Source organism: Microterricola gilva, assembly GCF_004217495.1.
Taxonomy (GTDB): domain Bacteria; phylum Actinomycetota; class Actinomycetes; order Actinomycetales; family Microbacteriaceae; genus Microterricola; species Microterricola gilva.
In genome coordinates, this window is the sequence record NZ_SHLC01000001.1 from 3,435,181 (window position 1) to 3,455,095 (window position 19,915).

19 protein-coding genes are annotated in these 19,915 nt (G+C 69.5%); 7 read left to right on the plus strand and 12 right to left on the minus strand.

Features of this window, described 5'->3' with window-relative positions:
* Positions 1 to 29 precede the first annotated feature (29 nt).
* The 4 genes from prpB to EV379_RS15960 form a co-directional block, all read right to left on the minus strand.
* Positions 30 to 929, minus strand: coding sequence for a methylisocitrate lyase (prpB, locus tag EV379_RS15945; protein WP_130507000.1), 900 nt, complete (start codon positions 927 to 929; stop codon positions 30 to 32).
* Positions 929 to 2,467, minus strand: coding sequence for an MmgE/PrpD family protein (locus tag EV379_RS15950; protein ID WP_130507001.1), 1,539 nt, complete (start codon positions 2,465 to 2,467; stop codon positions 929 to 931). Before EV379_RS15950 ends, prpB begins: the two co-directional genes overlap by 1 nt.
* Before the next feature lie 26 nt (positions 2,468 to 2,493).
* Positions 2,494 to 3,159, minus strand: a complete 666-nt coding sequence (locus EV379_RS15955) for a GntR family transcriptional regulator (protein ID WP_130507002.1) — start codon at positions 3,157 to 3,159, stop codon at positions 2,494 to 2,496.
* 158 nt (positions 3,160 to 3,317) lie between these two features.
* Positions 3,318 to 3,890, minus strand: coding sequence for a VOC family protein (locus EV379_RS15960; protein ID WP_130507003.1), 573 nt, complete (start codon positions 3,888 to 3,890; stop codon positions 3,318 to 3,320).
* Positions 3,891 to 3,965: 75 nt separating this feature from the next.
* Between EV379_RS15960 and EV379_RS15965 the strand changes: the two genes are divergently transcribed.
* The gene (locus tag EV379_RS15965) at positions 3,966 to 4,745 is read left to right on the plus strand and encodes a helix-turn-helix domain-containing protein (protein ID WP_130507004.1); all 780 of its coding nucleotides are present in this window, start codon (positions 3,966 to 3,968) and stop codon (positions 4,743 to 4,745) included.
* 63 nt (positions 4,746 to 4,808) lie between these two features.
* On the plus strand, positions 4,809 to 5,699 hold the full coding sequence (locus EV379_RS15970) for a CPBP family intramembrane glutamic endopeptidase (protein ID WP_242616415.1): 891 nt from the start codon (positions 4,809 to 4,811) through the stop codon (positions 5,697 to 5,699).
* Between the two features lie 146 nt (positions 5,700 to 5,845).
* On the opposite strand, the gene EV379_RS15975 is transcribed toward EV379_RS15970, so the two are convergent.
* Positions 5,846 to 6,913 carry an enoyl-CoA hydratase/isomerase family protein gene (locus tag EV379_RS15975; protein ID WP_130507005.1) on the minus strand — a complete coding sequence of 356 codons (1,068 nt, stop codon included), beginning with the start codon at positions 6,911 to 6,913 and terminating at the stop codon, positions 5,846 to 5,848.
* Positions 6,914 to 7,055: 142 nt separating this feature from the next.
* On the opposite strand from EV379_RS15975, the gene EV379_RS15980 reads away from it, so the two are divergent.
* The gene (locus tag EV379_RS15980) at positions 7,056 to 7,760 is read left to right on the plus strand and encodes a LysE family translocator (RefSeq protein ID WP_130507006.1); all 705 of its coding nucleotides are present in this window, start codon (positions 7,056 to 7,058) and stop codon (positions 7,758 to 7,760) included.
* 75 nt (positions 7,761 to 7,835) lie between these two features.
* Here EV379_RS15980 and EV379_RS15985 read toward each other — a convergent pair whose 3' ends face one another.
* The 5 genes from EV379_RS15985 to EV379_RS16005 form a co-directional block, all read right to left on the minus strand.
* Entirely contained in the window at positions 7,836 to 9,353 is a 1,518-nt protein-coding gene (locus EV379_RS15985; protein ID WP_207226286.1) for a sodium:solute symporter family protein, read from the minus strand.
* A gap of 53 nt (positions 9,354 to 9,406) precedes the next feature.
* Positions 9,407 to 11,059, minus strand: a complete 1,653-nt coding sequence (locus EV379_RS15990) for a thiamine pyrophosphate-binding protein (protein ID WP_242616416.1) — start codon at positions 11,057 to 11,059, stop codon at positions 9,407 to 9,409.
* Positions 11,049 to 12,047, minus strand: a complete 999-nt coding sequence (gene speB / locus EV379_RS15995; RefSeq protein WP_130507009.1) for an agmatinase — start codon at positions 12,045 to 12,047, stop codon at positions 11,049 to 11,051. Before speB ends, EV379_RS15990 begins: the two co-directional genes overlap by 11 nt.
* Positions 12,048 to 12,262: 215 nt before the next feature.
* On the minus strand, positions 12,263 to 12,844 hold the full coding sequence (locus EV379_RS16000; RefSeq protein WP_130507010.1) for a cupin domain-containing protein: 582 nt from the start codon (positions 12,842 to 12,844) through the stop codon (positions 12,263 to 12,265).
* A 30-nt stretch (positions 12,845 to 12,874) separates the two neighbouring features.
* Positions 12,875 to 13,411: a YbhB/YbcL family Raf kinase inhibitor-like protein gene (locus EV379_RS16005; RefSeq protein ID WP_207226349.1), complete on the minus strand. Its 537-nt coding sequence runs from the start codon at positions 13,409 to 13,411 to the stop codon at positions 12,875 to 12,877.
* An 86-nt stretch (positions 13,412 to 13,497) separates the two neighbouring features.
* On the opposite strand from EV379_RS16005, the gene trhO reads away from it, so the two are divergent.
* Positions 13,498 to 14,412, plus strand: a complete 915-nt coding sequence (gene trhO, locus EV379_RS16010) for an oxygen-dependent tRNA uridine(34) hydroxylase TrhO (RefSeq protein ID WP_130507012.1) — start codon at positions 13,498 to 13,500, stop codon at positions 14,410 to 14,412.
* Between the two features lie 85 nt (positions 14,413 to 14,497).
* Here trhO and EV379_RS16015 read toward each other — a convergent pair whose 3' ends face one another.
* Together EV379_RS16015 and EV379_RS16020 are read right to left on the minus strand one after the other, a co-directional pair.
* Positions 14,498 to 14,971 (minus strand): hypothetical protein, encoded by a 474-nt coding sequence (locus tag EV379_RS16015; RefSeq protein ID WP_130507013.1) that lies wholly within the window; start codon positions 14,969 to 14,971, stop codon positions 14,498 to 14,500.
* Positions 14,968 to 15,891 carry an LssY C-terminal domain-containing protein gene (locus tag EV379_RS16020; protein WP_130507014.1) on the minus strand — a complete coding sequence of 308 codons (924 nt, stop codon included), beginning with the start codon at positions 15,889 to 15,891 and terminating at the stop codon, positions 14,968 to 14,970. The genes EV379_RS16015 and EV379_RS16020 overlap by 4 nt, the downstream gene beginning before the upstream one ends.
* A gap of 110 nt (positions 15,892 to 16,001) precedes the next feature.
* Between EV379_RS16020 and EV379_RS16025 the strand changes: the two genes are divergently transcribed.
* From EV379_RS16025 to panD, 3 genes are all read left to right on the plus strand, one after another.
* Positions 16,002 to 16,805, plus strand: a complete 804-nt coding sequence (locus tag EV379_RS16025) for an isocitrate lyase/PEP mutase family protein (protein WP_130507015.1) — start codon at positions 16,002 to 16,004, stop codon at positions 16,803 to 16,805.
* Between the two features lie 127 nt (positions 16,806 to 16,932).
* Positions 16,933 to 19,326, plus strand: a complete 2,394-nt coding sequence (locus EV379_RS16030) for a glycoside hydrolase family 3 C-terminal domain-containing protein (RefSeq protein WP_130507016.1) — start codon at positions 16,933 to 16,935, stop codon at positions 19,324 to 19,326.
* A gap of 11 nt (positions 19,327 to 19,337) precedes the next feature.
* Positions 19,338 to 19,745: an aspartate 1-decarboxylase gene (gene panD, locus EV379_RS16035; protein WP_130507017.1), complete on the plus strand. Its 408-nt coding sequence runs from the start codon at positions 19,338 to 19,340 to the stop codon at positions 19,743 to 19,745.
* Positions 19,746 to 19,915: the final 170 nt, after the last annotated feature.

A 19,915-nucleotide genomic window follows, 5' to 3' on the forward strand; every position in this document is an offset into this window, starting at 1 on the left:
CTGTGCGCTTGTGGTTCGGATGCCGCGGGCTAACGCTGCACGGTGAAGTTGAACACTCCGGAATCGAAGTGGTTGTAGCCCTCGTAGTCGATGAGCTCGTAGAGGTCTGCCCGGTGCTGCATCTCGCCGAGCAGCGGCTCGAGCGTGCCGGATTCGGTGAGCGTGTCGAGCCCGCGGGCCGTCGCGCCCATCGCCAGGCGCAGCATCGACACCGGCCAGATCACCATGTTCATGCCGATGTCGGCGAGCTGCTGCGTGGTGAACAGCTGGCTCTTGCCGAACTCGGTCATGTTGGCCAGCAGCGGAACGTCGACGGCCGCGCGCATCGCCTCGAACTCCTCGAGCGAGCGCATCGCCTCGGGGAAGATCGCGTCGGCGCCGGCATCGACGAGCCTCTTGGCCCGGTCGAGTGCCGCGTTCAACCCGTCGACGGCGGCGATGTCCGTGCGCGCCATCACGAGGAAGTTGGGGTCGCGGCGGGCGTCGACGGCCGCCCGGATGCGCTTCAGCGCAGTCGACTCGTCGACGACCTGCTTGCCGTCGATGTGGCCGCAGCGCTTCGGGTTGATCTGGTCCTCGATGTGCATGCCGGCGAGACCGGCATCCTCAATCTCCTGCACGGTGCGCGCCACGTTCATCGGCTCGCCGAAGCCGGTGTCGGCGTCGACGATTGCGGGCAGCTCGGTCATGCGGGCGATCTGCTTGGCTCGGCCGGCGACCTCGCTGAGCGTTGTCAGGCCGATGTCGGGCAGGCCGAGATCGGCGCTGAGCACGGCGCCAGAGATGTAGACGCCGTCAAAGCCTTTGCGCTCGATCAGCCGCGCCGAGAGCGGGTTGAACGCACCGGGGAAGCGCAGCAGCTCGCCGCCGGCGAGGCCGGCACGGAAGGCGATGCGCTTCTCGGCCGGGGTGGCCTGGGCGTACAACATCAGAAGATTCCCTCTGGGTTCTGCACGGATGCCAGCACACCCGGCGCCGCGTGGATCGTGAGCCCACCGAGCTCTTCGGCCGTGAGCTCCGGCAGGCGCTCGGCGAGGGCGATGAAGCGCTCGATCTCGGCCTCGTCGAGCACGGGCTCTGCCAGCATCCGGAACTTCGCAATGTAGTCGGCACGGGCGAACGGACGCGCGCCGAGCGGGTGGGCGTCGGCGACGGCGATCTCCTCGGAGATGACGCTGCCGTCCTTCATCGTGATGACGACGCGGCCGCCGAAGGCCTTCTCGGCGACATCGAGCGAGTGGTAGCGCCGCGTCCACTCCGGGTCCTCGACCGTCGTGACCTTGTTCCACAGCTCGACGGTGTCCGGCCGCTGGGCGCGCTCCGGCTTGTAGGAGTCGACGTGGTGCCAGCTGCCGTCCTGCAGGGCAACCGTGAAGATGTACGGCACCGAGTGGTCGAGCGTCTCGCGGCTGGCCGTCGGGTCGTACTTCTGTGGGTCGTTCGCGCCGGAACCGATCACGTAGTGCGTGTGGTGCGAGGTGTGCAGCACCACGCTCTCGATGCCGTCGACGTCGTCGAAGATCAGCGGGTACTCGTTGTGCAGGCGGCGGGCGAGGTCGATGATCGCCTGCGCCTGGTACTCGGCCGAGTGCTCCTTGGTGTAGCTGTCGAGGATGGCGCGTTTGGCTTCGCCCGGCTCGGGCAGTGACACCTCGTATGCGGCATCCGGCCCGTCGAGCAGCCAGGCGATCACGCCGTCCTCCCCCTCGTAGATCGGGGTCGGGCTGGTCTCGCCGCGCATGGCCCGGTCGACTGCCTCGACGGCCATCTTGCCCGCGAAGGCGGGGGCGTGCGCCTTCCAGGACGAGATCTCGCCCTTCCGCGACTGCCGCGTCGCCGTCGTGGTGTGCAGCGCCTGCCCGATGGCCTGGAAGATCGTGTCGGCGTCGAGGCCGAGCAGCGTTCCGATGCCGGCTGCGGCGCTCGGGCCGAGGTGGGCCACGTGGTCGATCTTGTGCTTGTGCAGGCTGATCGCCTTCGCGAGGTCGACCTGGATCTCGTAGCCGGTGGCGATGGCGCGCACGACGTCGCGCCCGGTCAGCCCCCGCTTCTCGGCGAGGTGCTGCGCGACAGCGATGATCGGCGGGATGTTGTCGGCCGGGTGCGAGTACTCGGCAGCCAGGAAGGTGTCGTGGTAGTCGAGCTCGCGCACGGCGACCCCGTTGGCCCATGCCGCCCACTCCGGGCTGGTGCGGCGGGCCTGGTCGAGCCCGAACACCGTCGCACCGACGCCGTGAACCGAGACGGGGTGCGAGGTGGCCTGCGAGCGCGCGGAGACGACGGGGGCCCTGGTGAGGGATGCCGCGGCGACGGCCGCGTTGTCGATGACGCGGTTGATCACCATCTCGGTGACCTCGTCGCTCACCTCCACCGGGTCGGCGGCGAGAACGGCCAGTTTGTAGGCGAGCTGGTCCTCGCGGGCGAGGTTCTCGTCACTGCGGTGCACTCGGAGGTGATGCTGCTGCACGGGGTTCCTTTCGTCGTGCTGCGGGCTCAGGCGATGCCTGCGCTGCTCGTTGCTTCACTCTCCGCGCTGGAGAGTGCATTGGTCAAGCTTTTGTGCAGGTGCACATGGGTGGCGTGGCTGGCCAGCGAGGCATCGCCGGCGACGATGGCCTCGACGATGAGCAGGTGCTCGGCCGCCGCCTGCCGCAGCCGCTCGTGATCGTGGCTCGCGAGCCGGCGGATTCTGCTCGAGTGCAGGCGCACATTCTGCAGGGCGGCGACGAGGTATTCGTTGTCGACGGCGTCGTCGATGGCGAGGTCGATGTCGTCGACGATGCTGAAATATTCGCGCAGGCCCGTCTCGCCCTGCTCGAGGAGTTCCGGCGCCTGGGCGAGGCGATCGCGCAGCCGGCGGAACGGCACGTCGTCACGGCGACGGGCAGCGAGCATGGCGGCCTGGCCCTCGAGCGCCTGGCGCAGCTCGTAGAGTCCGACGATGTTCTCGCCAGAGATCTCGCTCACCACGAGGCCACGTCCGGAGAGGGAGGTGACGAGGCGGTCGGCGGTCAGCCGCGCGAGGGCCTCGCGCAGCGGCGTGCGGGAGACACCGAGACGATTGGCCTGCTCGACCTCCGCGAGCACGGTGCCCGGGCGGAGGACGCCGTCGAGGATCTCGCCGCGCAGGGTGTCGTACGCCTTTTCACCTGCCCGCATGCTTCCCCCTCGCCGCAGCGGCGCACGTCCGACGGCGCCTGCTTCACAGCGACAAATCGTCGCCATGTATACAGACTATGCCGCATCGGACGATTTGCGCCACTTTGACCGCGACATTCGGGCCGAATGTATACAGTTGGGGGCAATTGGGGGGCGGGCTACTCGGCGTGCTGCTGCGCCGCCCATGCGGCAACTCTGGCCGAACTCTCCGCTTCGGAGAGGTCTTCAACGCGGGTCATCACGCTCCAGCGCACTCCGAACGGGTCGACGACTGACGCGAAGCGGTCGCCGGAGACGAAGGTCATCGGCTGCTCCCGCACCGTCGCCCCGGCCGCCGCGGCGGCCCGTGCGACGTCATCGACATTCGACACGTAGACCGCCAAGGAGTACGTGACGGCCCCACCCGGCTCCGGCGCCACGAGCCCGTAGCTCTCGAGGGCGTCGCTCATCGTGATGCCGCCGGAGCCGAAATCCAGCTCGGCGTGTGCAATGAGATCGGAGCCGCCCGGAAACCGGGTGATGTCGATGATGCGGGCACCAAGCACATCGCGATAGAACTCGAGTGCTGCCGCCGCCGGGGTGACCACGATGTGCGGGGTGATCGAGGTCTTGCCGTGCGGGAGGCCGGCGGTGGTGTGCAGGCCCGTCACGGGCTCCGTGAGTTCCGTGTTCGTGGCCGTGTTCGTGCTGTCTGTGTTCGTGCTGTCTAGGCTCGTGCTGTCTGTCGTCATGCGTTCAGGCTAGAAACGACTGTCGGCGTTGTCTTGTACTTTTGCGACAACGCGTACATGGGGTGAGGAGGGCACATGCCGCAGTCGCACGGCCATCTGAACCCCGCCGCGCCCGAGGCGCCGCGCGAGGTCGTGTTCGACCGCTTCGAGTTGGGCTCCGGCCTGGCCGAGCTGGTGCGGCACGTCTGGGTCGTGCGGTGGGACATTCCACCCGGCGAGGTGCGTCCGCAACGCGTGCTCAGCTATCCGGCGTTCAACGCTGTGCTCGAACCGGGTCACGCCCGGCTCTTCGGCCCGGACCCTCGCCTCGACGTGCACGAACTGCGTGGGGCCTCGTGGGCGGTCGGCGTGCTGTTCCGGCCGGCCGCGGCATCCGTGCTCACGCAGACTCCCCCACGCGAACTGCTCGGCCGCGGCGAGGCCCTGCCTGGTGCGCCGCTCGGCGCAGTGAGCGAAGCAATGGCTTCGGATGCCGCGCGGCAACGCCTGGTCGAGCTGCTCGGCCGCTGGCTCAGCCCACTGGCACGCGGGCTGGATCAGCGGGCCATTGCCGTGAACGCGGTCTGCGAACTCGCCGAGACGGACGCGAGCATCACCCGGGTCGACGAGCTCGCCGCTCGCGTCGGACTGTCGGCACGCACGCTGGAACGGCTGGTGAGAGCACATGTCGGGGTGAGCCCCAAATGGCTCATCGACTGCCGACGCCTGCAGCAGGCCGCGGCGCGGCTGCGGGGCGATGCTGGCGATCTCTCGGAGCTGGCCGCCGAGCTGGGTTACGCCGACTACGCCCACTTCTCCCGCGCGCACAAGAAGGTCCTCGGCGAGACTCCCGAGCAGACGCGGCGCGTCAGTTGAGGCCGTCGCGCTCGGATCGATAGCCTCGGGAAAGGCCACCACGACCTCACAGAAATGGAACACATGCCTGAGATTGCCTCGATGTCCCCCTGGAAGCGCTTCTGGGAACGAGGTGGCTGGTGGAAGGCCGTCATCCTCGCCGCCGCGTATTACGCGCTGTACCAGCTGGGCGGGCTCCTCTTTCTGCCGCTGGCAGAGCAGGCCGAGCCCGGCAGCGCGGCGTACATCCTCGCCACGGTCGCCCTCCCGATTTTCCTCGGCTGCGTGATCCTGATGGCCTTCGGACTCTCGTTGGGGTGGCTCCGCGAGCTGTTTGGCCGCCAGCCCATCCGGGGCAGCTGGTGGATGTGGATCGCCGTGGCCGTGGTGCTCCTGTTCAACATCCTGCGCTTTGCAACGATCGACTACGCCGAAGCCGGATTCGACGTTGTCGCGGCATGGCTCTTCGCCAGCCTGTTCATCGGATTCGCCGAGGAGGTGCTCACCCGCGGCTATGTCGTGAACCTCATGCGCAAGGCCGGGCACTCGGAGATCGCCGTGGCAACCGTGTCAGCCGCCGTCTTCGCCGGTCTGCACGCAGGCAACCTGCTCACCGGCCAGTCGCTCTTCGCGACTCTCATGCAGTTGGGCTACACCTTCGCATTCGGCATCTGCATGTACCTCGCGCTGCGCGTGACGGGCAACATCATCTGGCCGATCTTGCTGCACGCCACGACCGACCCCAGCATCTTCCTGCAGACCACCTACCCGGCGTCTGGATCCCTGACGGCGATCGCGGGCCTGGCAACATCGCGGTGGTCGCGACCGGCCTCGTGCTGCTCATCTTCATCCGTGGCCGCGTCGCCGCCCGCGAGGGCGACCCCGCGCTGGTCGCGCAGGCGCCGCTCGCGTAACCGCGACCGCTCACTCGCAGCGGGGCCCCGCCTTTTCGGCAGGGCCCCGCTCGCTGTTTAAGGACGCCCGCTGATTGAGCTTGTCGAAATCAGCCCGCACCTGGTTTCGACAAGCTCAACCGGCGGAGCGCTCAACCACCGGGAGCTCAACCAGCGGAGCGCTCAACCAGCGGAGCGCTCAACCACCGGGGAGCTCACCCGACTGGCTCAGTCCCAGAGCGGCTCCGGCGCGCGGTGCGCCAGCGCACGGTCGGCGATGCCGGCCGGCAGCTCGGCGAGGGTCTGCGGGTTCCAGCGCGGTCGACGGTCCTTGTCGATCACCTGCGCGCGGATTCCCTCGGCGAGGTCGGGTTGCTCGATCATCCACGCACACACGCCGTACTCCTGCTCGAGCACGGCGCGGAGGCCCGGCGCCGTCGCGGCCGCCCGCACCGAGGCGAGTGTCACCGTGAGACCGAGTGGCGAGAGCGCCTCCAGCTCTTCGGCCGCGGTGTGCGCCTCCGCCTCCGGCCTGGCGCGCAGCCGCTCGATGATCCCCGCGACGGTGTCGGCCGAGTAGCAGGCGTCGATCCAGGCGCGGCGCGCGGTGAGCGGCGCCGCGGCATCCTCTGCCCGCTCCGGCGTCTCGTCGAAGAGCATCACGATCTCGGCCGGCGAGCCGGGGTCTGCCCGTTCGGCGAGCGCCTGCAGCAGGTGCGGCAGCGTCGCACTCTCGACGTAGAAGTCGGCGAAGCCGGCGTCGATCGCGTCGGCCGCATCCATGCTGGCCGAGTTGAGGGCGAGGTAGGTTCCGAGCTCGCCGGGCGCCCGGGCGAGCAACCACGTGCCGCCGACGTCCGGACAGAAGCCGATGCGGGTCTCCGGCATGGCCAGCTGCGAGCGCTCGGTGACGACGCGGATGCCGGCATGCCCGGCCAGGCCGATGCCGCCGCCCATCGTGACGCCGTCCATGATCGCGACGAAGGGCTTCGGGTACTCGGCGATGAGGGCGTTGAGGCGGTACTCCGCGCGGAAGAAGCCGCGGGAGAGATCGTGCGTGCCCGCGATGGTGTGTGCGTAGAGTTCGCGGATGTCGCCTCCGGCACAGAGCCCCCGCTCGCCTGCACCGTCGAGCAGCACCACCGAGACCTCGCTGTCGTGCTGCCAGGCGAGGAGCGTCTCGCTCAGCACCGCAATCATCGCCGCGTTCAAGGCGTTGAGGGCGCGCGGTCGGTTGAGCGTGAGCCGTCCGACCCCGTCGGCAACGCTGACAAGTACCTGCGGTTCTTCGCTCATGCCATCACGTTATCGCCCGCCATCCGCGCGCCACCCACCGCCGGCCAGTCGGGATCGCAGTTTGACGTCTCTCCGTGCGCGGGAAGGCGTCAAACTGCGATCCCGCTGGCCGCGTCCGCGCGGCCCGGAGTAGCATTCCCAGATGGTTCCCTGGCCCAACCTCCTCGGTTTCGCGCTCGCCTCGATCGCGCTCATCGCTCTGCCCGGACCGAGCGTGCTGTTCGTGATCGGCCGCACCCTCACGCTCGGCCGCACGGGTGGGCTGCTCAGTGTGCTCGGCAACTCGCTCGGCGCCCTGCCCGCCCTGCTGCTGGTCTCGCTCGGCGTCGGCACGATCGTGGCCCAGTCCGCGACGCTGTTCACGGTGATCAAGTTCGCCGGCGCCGGCTACCTCGTCTACCTGGGCATCCAGGCGATCCGGCACCGCAAGGATGCCGGGGCACCCGCGACGGCCGAGAGCACCCCGGCCGGCAACACGCCGGCGGAGGTTCCGTCGCCCACGCGCTTCGCCAGGCTGACGCGCTCCGTCCGGCATCCGACCACCCGCATCCTCGGTGAGGCGTTCCTCGTCGGCCTGACCAACCCCAAGACGATCGTGTTCTTCGTGGCGGTGCTGCCGCAGTTCGTCGACTACAGCGCCGGGGCGATCCCGCTGCAACTGGCCGAGCTCGGCCTCGTCTTCATCGTGCTCGCCCTGATCGGCGACAGCCTGTGGGCGTTCACGGCCGGTGCAGCACGCAGCTGGTTCGCCAAGTCCCCCACGCGCATCGAGCACCTGGCCGGGGCAGGCGGCGCGATGATGATCGGTCTCGGCGGCGTTCTCGCCTTCGCCGGCTCCAAGAGCTGAGCCACGGCCCGGGCCACGACGAAGGCGGGGCGAGGGAGTGCACAGCTCCCCCGCCCCGCCGGTTTCGCTCCTCGCTCAGCGCTTGACGCGTCGACCCTCCGCCGTCGCGATCAGATCGGTGACGGCATGTGGGGCATCGTCGGTGTCGCTGTCGATGGTGCCGGCCAGGCGGTCCGTCCAGATCTTCAGCACGTTCGCCGGGGTGGGCTTGCTCAGCAGGCTCGCGACGATGTACGCGATCAGGCCGGCTGCGAGTCCGAAGTAGATGGGCTCGTTCGCCAGCACGTCCCCGACCACGACCATGGTGCCGAGGGTGACGACCGTGCCGACGCCCATCGACCACAGCGCACCGGCGCCCGTGGCCCGCTTCCAGAGGAAGCCACCGAGGATCGGCACCAGCAGGCCGCCGACGAGGATGTCGTAGGCGACGGTGAGTGCCGCGACGACGTCGTTGAGCAGCGTCGCCACGACGATCACGACGAGGCCGAGCACCACGACGTAGAGCCGGTTCGAGCGCATGTCGTGCTCGGGGTTCGCGCTCGTGATGGGCTGGGCCGGGCGGCCGAGGAGGCGGCGGACGAGCGGCATCACGTCGGCACGGGCGACGGTCGCGGTGGCGATGAGCGCACCGGAGGCCGTGGACATCATGGCGGCGACGGCAGCGGCCAGCACGATGCCGCTGACGCCGACCGGCAGGATCTGCGTGGCGATGGCCGCGTAGACGTCGTCGGAGGACTCCATGTTCGGCATGAAGGATGCCGCGGCCGTGCCGATCAGCGCACCGGCGACGCCGTAGAGCAGGCAGTAGACGCCTGCGGCGGTTCCGCCCCACTTGGCGACCTTGGGTGAGCGCGCCGTGAACACGCGCTGCCAGATGTCCTGGCCGATGAGCATGCCGAAGGTGTAGATCACGAAGAAGGTCACGATTGTGTCGACACCGATCGCGCCGAGGTCGAACACCGAGGAGCCGAGACGCTCGACGATGCCCTCGTAGCCGCCGGCGTGGATCCAGGCGAATGGGAGCAGTAGGAAGAAGACACCGATGGTCTTCAGCACGAACTGCACCATGTCGGTGAGCGTGATCGACCACATGCCGCCGATCGAGGAGTAGAGCAGCACGATGCCGCCGCCGATGATCACCGAGACGGTGCGGTTGGCGTCGAAGAGCACGTTGAAGATCGTCGCGTAGGCGATGGTCGAGGTCACCGACAGCATCAGCGTGTACGCCATCATCACGATGCCGCTGGAGGAGGTGGCATCCATGCCGTACCGCAGCTTGAGCATCTGGGCGACCGTGTACACCTTGAGCTTCTGGATGCGGCTGCCGAAGACGAGGCTGAGCACCAGGAGCCCGACGGCGATCGCCACGACCAGCCACATGCCGGAGATGCCGTACTTGTAGCCGAGGCCGACACCGCCGACCGTCGACGCACCGCCGAGCACGACGGCGGCCATGGTGCCCGTGTAGAGCATCGGCCCGAGCCGGCGCCCGGCGACGAGGAAGTCGCTGGAGTTCTTGGTGCGGCGTTTGCCCCACCAGCCGAAGGCCAGCATGGCGGCGAGGTAGATGACGATGATTGCAATATCCATCATTGGATCCTTTGCGTGACTGAGGTGGTGCAGGTGGAGATCCAGCCCGTGGTGGGCTAGCTCAGGTGGGTCGGTGCGAACATGCGCAGCACCGTTTTCAGGACCACGACCGTCGGTCCCTGTGTGGCGAAGCTCTCCCCCAAGACCTCGCCGAGTGTGTCGAGTGTCGCCTCGCGCGCCGGCACGTCGAAGGCGGCAGCGAGCGCGACGAAGTCCGGCCTGGACAGCTCCGTCGCCGTCGCCTGACCGAATGCGTCCGTCATGTATTCGCGCAGGATGCCGTAGCCGCCGTCGTCGATGATGAGCCAGGTGACCGCGGAGTTGTGCTGCCTGGCTGTCGCCAGCTCGGCGATCGAGTACATGGCCCCGCCGTCGCCGGAGACGGCCAGGGTGCGCCGCCCGGTCCCGATCGCGGCGGCCAGGGCGGCGGGAAAGCCGAAGCCCAGCCCGCCGGCGCCCTGCGCCGAGTGGAATGCGCCATCGAGCGGGTTCCACGCCGACCAGGCCCAGTATCCGGCGATCGTCATGTCCCAGAAGGTCTGGGCGTCGGCGGGAACGGCCGAACGGATGTCGGCGAGCACGCCGAGCTCGCGCTCGAGCCCCTGGCCGGCGAGCCGCTGCTCGACCGCAAGTCGGAGCTCGGCAGCGATGACCGCGCCGCGCGAGCGCTCGGCGTCGAATGCCCGCTCCGGCAGGCGCTCGGCGATCGCCGCGAGCGCGAGCGCCGCGTCGGAGTGCAGCGCGAGCGCCTCGTGGTTCGACTCGAGCACGCGGGCTTCCGCATCGACCTGGATGAGCGTGCCGCGCGGCGCGAAGGTGAAGTAGTTGCTGGTGACCTCGCCCATCGAGGTGCCGACGGCGAGGAGCACGTCCGCGTTCTCGAGCAGCTCGGTGGTGAAGCGATCCTCGATCCAGCTGGCGGCGGAGAGCGGGTGCTCGAACGCGATTGCGCCCTTTCCGCCGACGGTGCTGACAACGGGTGCATCGAGCAGCTCGGCGAGGCGCAGCAGGGCCTCCGCACCGCCGGCCGAGCGGCGGACGCCACCCCCGGCGAGGATCACCGGGCGCTCGGCGGACCGCAGCAGTGCCGCGGCGGCATCCGCCAGCTCCGCGCGGGGCGGGACGGCGGGAATCGGGGCGCTCACCGTGCGCACGGGGGGAACGTGGGTGACCTCGAGCAGGACGTCCTGCGGGACCTCGACCCAGGTGGGTCCGGCCGGCGCCGTCTGCGCCAGGGCCCAGGCCGCGGCGATCGCGGAGGGAATCTGGCTCGCCTCGCGCACCAGGGCCGTGCTCTTGGTGACGTTGCTGGCGCTGGCCCGCTGGTCATCGAGCTGGTGCAGCATGCCCTTGCGGGCACCGCCGAGGCCGGAACGGGGAATCTGGCTCGAGATCACGAGCAGGGGCACCCCGGTCGCGTAGGCCTCCTGCAGCGCGGCGAGCGCCGTGAGGGCGCCAGGCCCCGTCGAGAGGAAGAGAACGCCGACCTCGCCCGTCGCCCTGGCGTAGCCGTCCGCGCCGAAGCCGGAGTTGTTCTCGACCCGGGAACTGACGAAGTGCAGCTCGCTGCGACTGAGTGCGTCGAAGAGGCCGAGGGCGTGCTGGCCGGGAATTCCGAAGACGGTGCTGGTGCCGAGGGCCGTGAGCGTCTCCACGACGACGTCGCCGCCGTTGCGCCGGTGGCCGCCCCGCGCTGCGCTATCGGACACGGTCGGCACCGACCCCGGCGGCAGGCCCCTGGGCTGAAGCCTCGTCGGCCGTGCGGAGCGCGAGCAGCGACACGAGGTCATAGGCGACGTGGGCGGCGGCGACGCCGGTGATCTCGGCGTGGTCGTAGGCGGGGGCCACCTCGACGACGTCGGCGCCGATGATGTTGAGCCCGACGAAGCCGCGGAGGATCTCGAGCAGTTCGCGGCTCGTGATGCCGCCGGCCTCCGGGGTGCCTGTGCCTGGCGCGTGGGCGGGGTCGAGCACGTCGATGTCGATGGAGATGTAGAGCGGGCGGTCACCGATCCGGTCGCGCAGCTTGGCGGCGACCTCGTCGACGCCCTGCCGGTAGACGTCGGCGGAGGTCACGATGCCGAATCCGAAGCGGCGGTCCTCCTCGAGGTCGCGCTTGCCGTAGAGCGGCCCGCGCGTTCCGACGTGGCTGAGCGCCTCCGTGTCGATGATGCCCTCTTCGAAGGCCCGTCGGAACGGCGTCCCGTGGGTGTACTCCGCACCGAAGTAGGTGTCCCAGGTGTCGAGGTGCGCGTCGAAGTGCAGCAGGGCGACTGGGCCGTGGCGCTCGGCCGCCGCACGGAGCAGCGGGAGTGCGATCGTGTGGTCGCCGCCGAGTGTCACCAGACGGGTGCCGTTCGCGGTGAGATCGGTGGCCGCCTGCTGAATCGTGTCAATCGCCTCGCCGATGTTGAAGGGGTTGACCGCGATGTCGCCAGCATCCGCCACCTGTGCGATGTCGAACGGCGAGACGTCGAGAGCCGGGTTGTATGGCCGGAGCAGGCGGGAGGCGTCCCGGATGTGGTTCGGGCCGAAGCGGGCGCCCGGCCTGTAGGAGACACCGCTGTCGAACGGCACGCCGGCCACGACGATGTCGGCGTGCTCGACCTGGTCGAGTCGTGGCAGGCGGGCGAAGCCGTCCCGCCCGGCGAAACGCGGCGTGCGGGCGGAATCGATGGGGCCGATAGGCGGAGTCATGTGTGCAACTTCCTCGTTGGAGCTCGTCGCCCTGCTGCTGTTCACGTCGTCGCGGGGTTGTGCGCGTGTTGTTCAGTGGGCATCGAATGTTGCCTGTAAAGCTACTTCCGTGGTGAGCTTTCGTCAACCCCGATCCGCAAGAAAGTGGGCGCGACGACGCGATCGGCCGCACGTGAGCGCGCGGAGAAGCCCGGATTCTCGCGGGGTGGGTGGGGTTAGGCGGAGGCCCAGGGGGCTGGAGCGAGCACCCAGATCAGCGTGGCGCTCTCCGGCCCGGCAACGCTCCAGCTGTGCGGCTCGTGGCCGTTGAAGGTGAGGGAATCCCCCGCCTCGAGCACCCACTCGGCGTCGGAGAAGCGCACCGTGAGCGAGCCGTCGAGCACGTGCACCGTCTCGATATCGGCGTTCACGGAGTAGAGCTGATCTCCGCCGTGGCCGCCGGGGGCGACGACGGAGCGGATCATCTGGATGCGCGCCTCGTTGCGCGGCGTCAGCAGACGCTCGTCGCTGTCGATTCCGCCGAGGTTGATGCGCGGGCCCGTTCCTGCGCGCACCAGCTGCACATCGGCCTCTTCGAAGAGGGACCCGACCGAGATCGAGAGCACAGCGCACAGCGTGATCAGTGACGCGACGCTCGGTGAGGTGATGTCGCGCTCGACGCGGGAGAGGAATCCCTTGGTGAGGCCCGTGATGCGCGCGACCTCGTCGATCGTGAGCTGTTGCGCCTGGCGCGCGGCGCGCAGGCGTGAGCCGATCGCGACGGGGCGATTGCTGGGTTCGATCGGCATGGCACGCATGGTGCGTGTCACGTTACCGGATGTCGCGCGTCAGTCGGCGGTGGCGGTGCCCGTGATCGTGCCGCGGGCCAGGGTGTGGAAGTGCAGGTTGAAGCCGAGCACGGCCGGGGTCGAGCCGGGGTCGAGGTCGAGGCGGGCGACGTCGAGCGCGTGCACCGCGAAGATGTAGCGGTGAACGCCCGTGCTCGGTGGTGGGCCGGCGCCGATGAACGAGGTGAGGCGGATCTCGTTCGGCAGGGTGAGCGCCCCGGCCGGCAGCAGCGCGCCGCCCGGCGCCCCGGCGTTCTCCGGCAACGAGGTCACGCTCGCCGGAAGGTTGCAGACCGCCCAGTGCCAGTAGCCGGACCCGGTCGGGGCATCGGGGTCGAAGCAGGTCACGGCGTAGCTCAGCGTCCCGGCCGGCGCGCCGGACCAACTGAGCTGGGGCGAGGTGTCGCTGCCTCCACGGCCGGTGGCCCACTGGGCTCGCGCGAACGGCTCGCCATCGCGCACGCTCTCGCTGCGCACGGTGAGCGGTGCGAAATTCTTCAGCGTCGCCAGCTCTGCATACGGGTCGTAATTGAACATCATCGTCCTCTCGCTCCTGCCTCCAGCCTAGTGACGGCGGCGGTGAGACCAGCGTCCGTTCAGCCGGGCGCCCGTAAACTTGGCCGGTGGCCACAGCCAAAATCCTCCTCTACTACGCATTCACGCCGCTCGCCGACCCCGAGGCGATTCGCCTCTGGCAGCGCGACCTCGCCGAGTCGCTCGGCCTGCGCGGGCGCATCCTGCTCTCGGAGCACGGCATCAACGGCACCCTCGGCGGCGACCTCGCCGCGATGAAGCGCTACGTGCGCAAGACGAAGCAGTACGCACCCTTCAAGGGCATCGACTTCAAGTGGAGTGATGGCACCGGGCTCGACGAGAGCGGTGCCAGCCTCGACTTCCCCCGACTCAGCGTCAAGGTGCGCGACGAGATCGTCTCCTTCGGTGCTCCAGGCGAGTTGAGCGTCGACGGCGATGGCGTCGTCGGCGGCGGAACCAAGCTGGCGCCGCGCGAACTGAACGCGCTCGTCGCCGAGCGCGCGGCATCCGGAACCGAGGTCGTCTTCTTTGATGGCCGCAACGCCTTCGAGGCCGAGATCGGGCGCTTCAAGAACGCGATCGTTCCGGATGTCGCTACCACGCGCGACTTCGTGAGCGAGCTCGACAGCGGCAAGTACGACCACCTCAAGGGCACGCCGATCGTCACCTACTGCACCGGCGGCATCCGCTGCGAGGTGCTCTCCGGCCTGATGAAGAGCCGCGGATTCGACGAGGTCTACCAGCTCGATGGCGGCATCGTGCGCTACGGCGAGGCCTTCGGCGACGACGGCCTCTGGGACGGCTCGCTCTACGTCTTCGACAAGCGCGGCTCGATCGACTTCAGCGACCACACGGCCGTCATCGGCGGCTGTGTGCGCTGCGGCGATGCCACCAAGCGCATGCAGAACTGCACCGACCTCTCGTGCCGCGAACAGCTCGTCGTGTGCGAGAGCTGCGCGAGCGCCGCGCCGACGTTCTGCGGCGAGCACGCGGTCGTCGTCTAGGCGCCCGGCCTGCCTCTGTCGCTGGCTCAGCCTCTCGAAACCTCGCCGCGCCTGATTTCGACAGGCTCAATCAACGGGAACGGGGTCACTCAGCGGGGGCGGGCTCCGTCACCGGGGGCTGCGCCTGCTCCGTGCGGCGGGCGTACGACCTAGCCGCCCGGCTGGAGAGCGCGAGCAGAATGAGGATGTCGAGCGCGAGGCTGAGCAGCGTCGTGCGCAGAGAGATGTCGAGCCCGGAACGCCACCAGTCGATGAACGGCACCAGGATGCTGATCGTCGCCAGCGACATGGCGGTGATGCGCGCCCAGTTCACCCCCCGCCAGACGAGCCAGGCGAGCACGAGGTAGAAGGCGAGCCAGACGCCGTAGCCGAGCGCGCCCACGCGCACGACGCCCTCGGCGACGAGCTGTTCGTCCGGCGTCAGCGTCTCGCCGTCGAGCAGCTCGTTCTGCACGAAACCGGGCACGTCGGCCAGGGCGAAGGCGATGAGAGTGAACCCGGAGAGCACCCTGGCGATCATCAGGATCGCGCCGACGGCGATGGGGGCCGGCCGCTTCACGAGATGCCCCGCACTTCCACGGTCGCCGGCGGCTCGGCACCTGGCGCCGGCTCTGACTCGCCTGCACCGGCGTCCACAACACCGCGGAGATCGATCACCGGCATGTCGCCGTCCGTTTGAATCGAATCACCGCCGCCGTTGCGGGAGTGATAGCCGGTCGAGAAGTCACGGATGACGAGCAGGCGCGCGGCCGACTCCGCACCGCGCACGGTGGCGATGATGTGGTCGCGTTCGACGTCGGTGTTCTCGTCGATCTTGTGCGTGATCTGCAGCGTGAACAGCGAGAAGCCGACGGCGCGGTCGAAGGTCCCGGCTGCGAGCCACTCCACCCGGTGCCCGCCCGGAAGCATCCAGCCATCCGGGCAGCGCCAGAAGCGCACGTGATGGCGCTTGGCCGGATTGCCAGCCACCTCCTGCTGGTAGGCGAAGTCCTGCTGACGCTCGAACAGGAACAGCGGGCTGACCGGCGCCTCGTCGTAACTGCGCCGAGAGAGCGTCGACCGGACGATGCGCCAGCTCGACGCCAGCGTCAGGTCGTCGGCGCGGGTCCACCCGGCCGCTTCCATGGTCTGCTCCAGCTGCTCTGTACTGCCGAGGAGTGCGAGGTTGACGGGATCCCCGAGGAGCCCGTCGCTCGTGCGGGTGCGTCCGATGAAGTAGTTGGGAACGTAGAGCTGCGTGAGGATGCGGTGCAGGCGCGGCAGCACGAGGTAGGCGAGCAGCAGCCAGAATGCGAGCAGGAACAGCAGCCCGGCCCAGCCCCATTCCAGGCTCTCGGTGGCGAGCAGCACGGCCAGCCACACCGCGGCGAGGCCGGCGAAGACGAAGAAGAAGTTGTCGAGCGCCGCGCTGAACGAACGGCGCCCGGCGCGCCGTGGCGACTGGCGTTTCTCGGTGTTCAGAGCCGCGGGTGCTGGCATGACGTCATCGTATCCGCTCCGCGGGCCGCGCTGCCCGAGCCACCCGCGCCAGACGGTCACGTCCGATTCCAGCGAACGCGCCCACATGGTGCCTCACTACTGTGATGCACATGACGAACACGACCTCACCGACCACGGATGCCACGCCCTCCGCCCGCGCCGACGAACTCCTGCGCCTGCACGAAGCCCCAGAGCTGCTGCAGCTCGTGAACGTGTGGGACGTCGTCAGCGCCAGGGCCGTCGCCGCACTGCCGGAGACGCGTGCCCTGGCCACCGCGAGCCACTCCATCGCCGCAAGCTTCGGCTACCCCGACGGTGAGGCGATCCCCCGCGACCTCATGCTCGACATGGTCGGCCGCATCACGGCCGCAACCGAGCTGCCCGTGACCGCCGACCTCGAGGCCGGCTACGGCGATGCGGGAGACACCATGCGCCGTGCGATCGCCGTCGGCGTCGTCGGTGCGAACATCGAGGACGAGCTGAAGCCGCTGCGCGAGGCGACCGCCGTCATGGCCGCCGTCGTCGCGGCCGGAGAGGCCGAGGGCGTTCCCGTCGTGCTGAATGCGCGCACCGACGCCTTCCTGCGCGGAGGTGACCGGGCGATCGACGTCATCGTCGCCGATGCGATCGAACGCGGCCGCGCCTACCTCGACGCCGGAGCCGCCTGCGTCTTCGTTCCGGGCAACTTCGGGGAGGACGTCGTCGTGCAACTAGTCGAGGCCTTCGGCGAGCGCCGGCTCAGCGTGATCGGGCTCCCCCAGCTGCCCTCCCCCGCCCGTCTGGCCGAGCTCGGCGTCGCGCGCGTCTCGTACGGACCGTATGTGCAACGCGTCGCACTGACCGCCCTGCAGGATGTGGCATCCGCCCTCTATGCGGGCGGCGTGATCCCGACGGCGACCCGCGCCCTCAACTGACGCCGAGCGACCGCACCGGCATCGTGTATCACTGAATGGCGGTGCCCGCAGGCTCGCTAGAATCGGGAGGCTCCGTGCCGGATCACGGGCTCCGACAGCACGGCGACAAGAGCAGACGAGGGAATCGATGACCGCACACACCGTCCAGGCGGTCGACATCGTCGCCGCCCTCTCGCTCGATGAGAAGGTCCAGCTGCTCTCCGGGACGAGCATGTGGCTGACCGCCGGCGTCGGCGAGGTACCACCGGTGCTGCTCGCGAACGGTCCGAACGGTGTCGCCAAGCAGGCGGCGGACGGCGACCACGTCGGCGGCGGCGAGATGCTGCCGGCGACGTGCTTCCCCTCGTCATCCGTTCTCGCCAGCAGCTGGGACGTTCCACTGCTCGAAGAGGTCGGCGCCGCGCTCGGCCGGGAGGCCCGCGCCAAGGACGTCGGTGTGCTGCTCGGACCCGGCCTCAACATCAAGCGCCACCCGGGAGGCGGCCGCGTCTTCGAGTACTTCTCCGAGGACCCGCACCTGGCCGGCACGGTCGCCGCTGCGCTCGTGCGCGGTGTGCAGTCGGAGGGCGTCGGCTCTTCGATCAAGCACTTCGCCGCCAACAACCAAGAGACGTACCGGATGCGGCTCGACTCGGTCATCGATGAGCGCACCCTGCGCGAGATCTACCTGCACGGCTTCGAGATCGCCGTGCGCGAGTCGGCGCCGTGGACGGTCATGTCCTCGTACAACCTGCTCAACGGTGAGCACACCGGCGAATCCCGCCGCCTGATCACCGAGATCCTCCGCGACGAGTGGGGCTTCGACGGCCTGGTGATGAGCGACTGGTTCGCTGTCGCCGACCGCCCGACCGCCGTGCGCGCCGGCCTCGACCTCGAGATGCCCGGCAACGGCGGCGCCTGGGCCCAGCGGGTCAAGAAGGCCATCGCCGACGGCAGCCTCAGCATGGCCGACGTCGACCGTGCGGCCGAGCGCGTCGCCGCCCTTGCCCTGCGGGCCCGCGCCGAGGCCGCCGGCCGCCCGAGCGCGGTCGACCTCGACGCCCATCACGAGCTCGCCCGCCGTGCCGCGGCCGCCGGCGCCGTGCTGCTCACCAACGACGGCATCCTGCCGCTGCGCGCAGAGGGCAGCATCGCCATCATCGGGCCGGCAGCAGAGACGCCGCGCTTCCAGGGCGTCGGCAGCTCCCTCGTCAACGCGCGCAAGGTCGAAAACATGCTCGACACCCTGCGGACGCGACTCGGCGACGACGCCACGCTCGGCTTCGCCCCCGGCTATGAGCTGGGCGACGGTTCTGCCTCGCCCGCGCAGCTGCAGGATGCCGCAGAGCTCGCCGCGGCATCAGACACCGTCATCCTCATGCTCGCCATCCCGGCCGGCAAGGAGGCAGAGGGCATCGACCGCGAGAACATCGTCTTCCCCGACGGCATGAACGAGCTCGTGCGCCGGGTGACCGCCGCGAACGCCCGCACCGTGATCGTGCTTGTCAACGGCGCCCCGCTCGAGTTGCCGTGGGCCGACGACGCAGCCGCCCTGTTTGAGAGCTACCTCGGCGGCGAGGCCGGCGGCCCGGCGATCGTCGACGTGCTCTTCGGCGATGCGGAGCCGGGCGGCAGGCTCGGCGAGAGCTTCCCGGTCGCGGCGGCCGATCTGCCGGCCAGCGCGAACTTCCCGACCACGCTCACCCAGGTGCAGTACCGCGAGAACCTCTACGTCGGCTACCGCTTCCACGACAGCTTCGGCGTGGCCCCGCGCTTCGCCTTCGGGCACGGTCTCGGCTACACCACGTTCGAGTTCGGGCCACTCACGGTCAGCGGAACCGCCCCGGAGCTCACGGTGACACTCGAGCTGAAGAACACGGGTCCGCGCGCCGGTTCCGAGGTCGTGCAGCTCTACGTGCACGCCAATGATTCGGCCGTGCACCGGCCGGAACAGGAGCTCAAGGCATTCACGAAGGTGCACCTCGCCGCCGGCGAGACGCAGACCGTGCGCCTCACGCTCGACGCGCGCTCCTTCGCCGTGTACGACGTCGCGGCCGCCGACTGGGCCAGCGAGCCCGGCAGCTACGAGCTCCGCGTCGGCGCCTCCTCGCGTGACATCCGCGTCGCCGAGACCGTCGTGGTGGAGACGGGATCCCGCCCGGCGCCCGTCGCCCGTCCCGCCGCCGCCGTCGCGAGCGAGGCCGAGTTCGGCCGCCTGCTCGGCCGCCCGGTTCCGCAGGCCCGCGGGCTGCTGCCGTACACGACCGACTCGGCCATCAACGACCTGACCAGCACCTGGTTGGGGCGGCGCCTGCACGGAGCGCTCCTCGGCGTGATCTCGAAGCAGCTGCCTGACACCGCCGACAGCGATGCGAAGGCGATGATGGAGGCCGTGGTCGGCGGGATGCCGCTGCGCGCCCTCGTCGCGAACTCGGGCGGCAAGGTCTCCTTCGACACGATCGACCGCATCATCGCGGTGCTCAACGCGCTGTCGCCGGCCGCTGGACGTGCCAGGCGTGCCGCCGCCCGCTCGCGCGGTTAGGCTCGTTTCTCGTGCTCAGAACAATGCTCAGCGGCAAGATCCACCGTGCGACCGTCACCCACGCCGACCTCGACTACGTCGGCTCGATCACGATCGATCGCGATCTGCTCGACGCGGCCGGCATCCTGCCAGGTGAGCAGGTGGCCGTCGTCGACGTCACGAATGGCGCACGGCTGGAGACCTACACGATCTCGGGCGAGCGCGGCAGCGGCGTCGTCGGCATCAATGGCGCTGCCGCCCACCTCGTGCACCCCGGCGACATCGTGATCGTCATCGCATACGGCCAGATGCCGAGCGACGAGGCGCTCGTCTTCGAGCCGCGTGTCGTGCACGTCGATGCCGCGAACCGGACCATCGCGGTGGGCTCGGATGCCGCGGAATCTCTCGTGGCCGGGCTGCAGCGCCCGCCGCACGCGTAGCCGGGTCTCCGCCGCGCGGCCGGTGCGTTATCCCCCGCGCGAGGGATGCCGAGGCTCTGGCGCACTCAATAGGCTGAGGGCGTGGCGGGGGTTCCCCCGTCCAGTGGCGGGCTACCCGCCGAGCATCGGTGGCGGTTTCGTAGGCTTCCTTGATACGGGCTGCCGCCTTT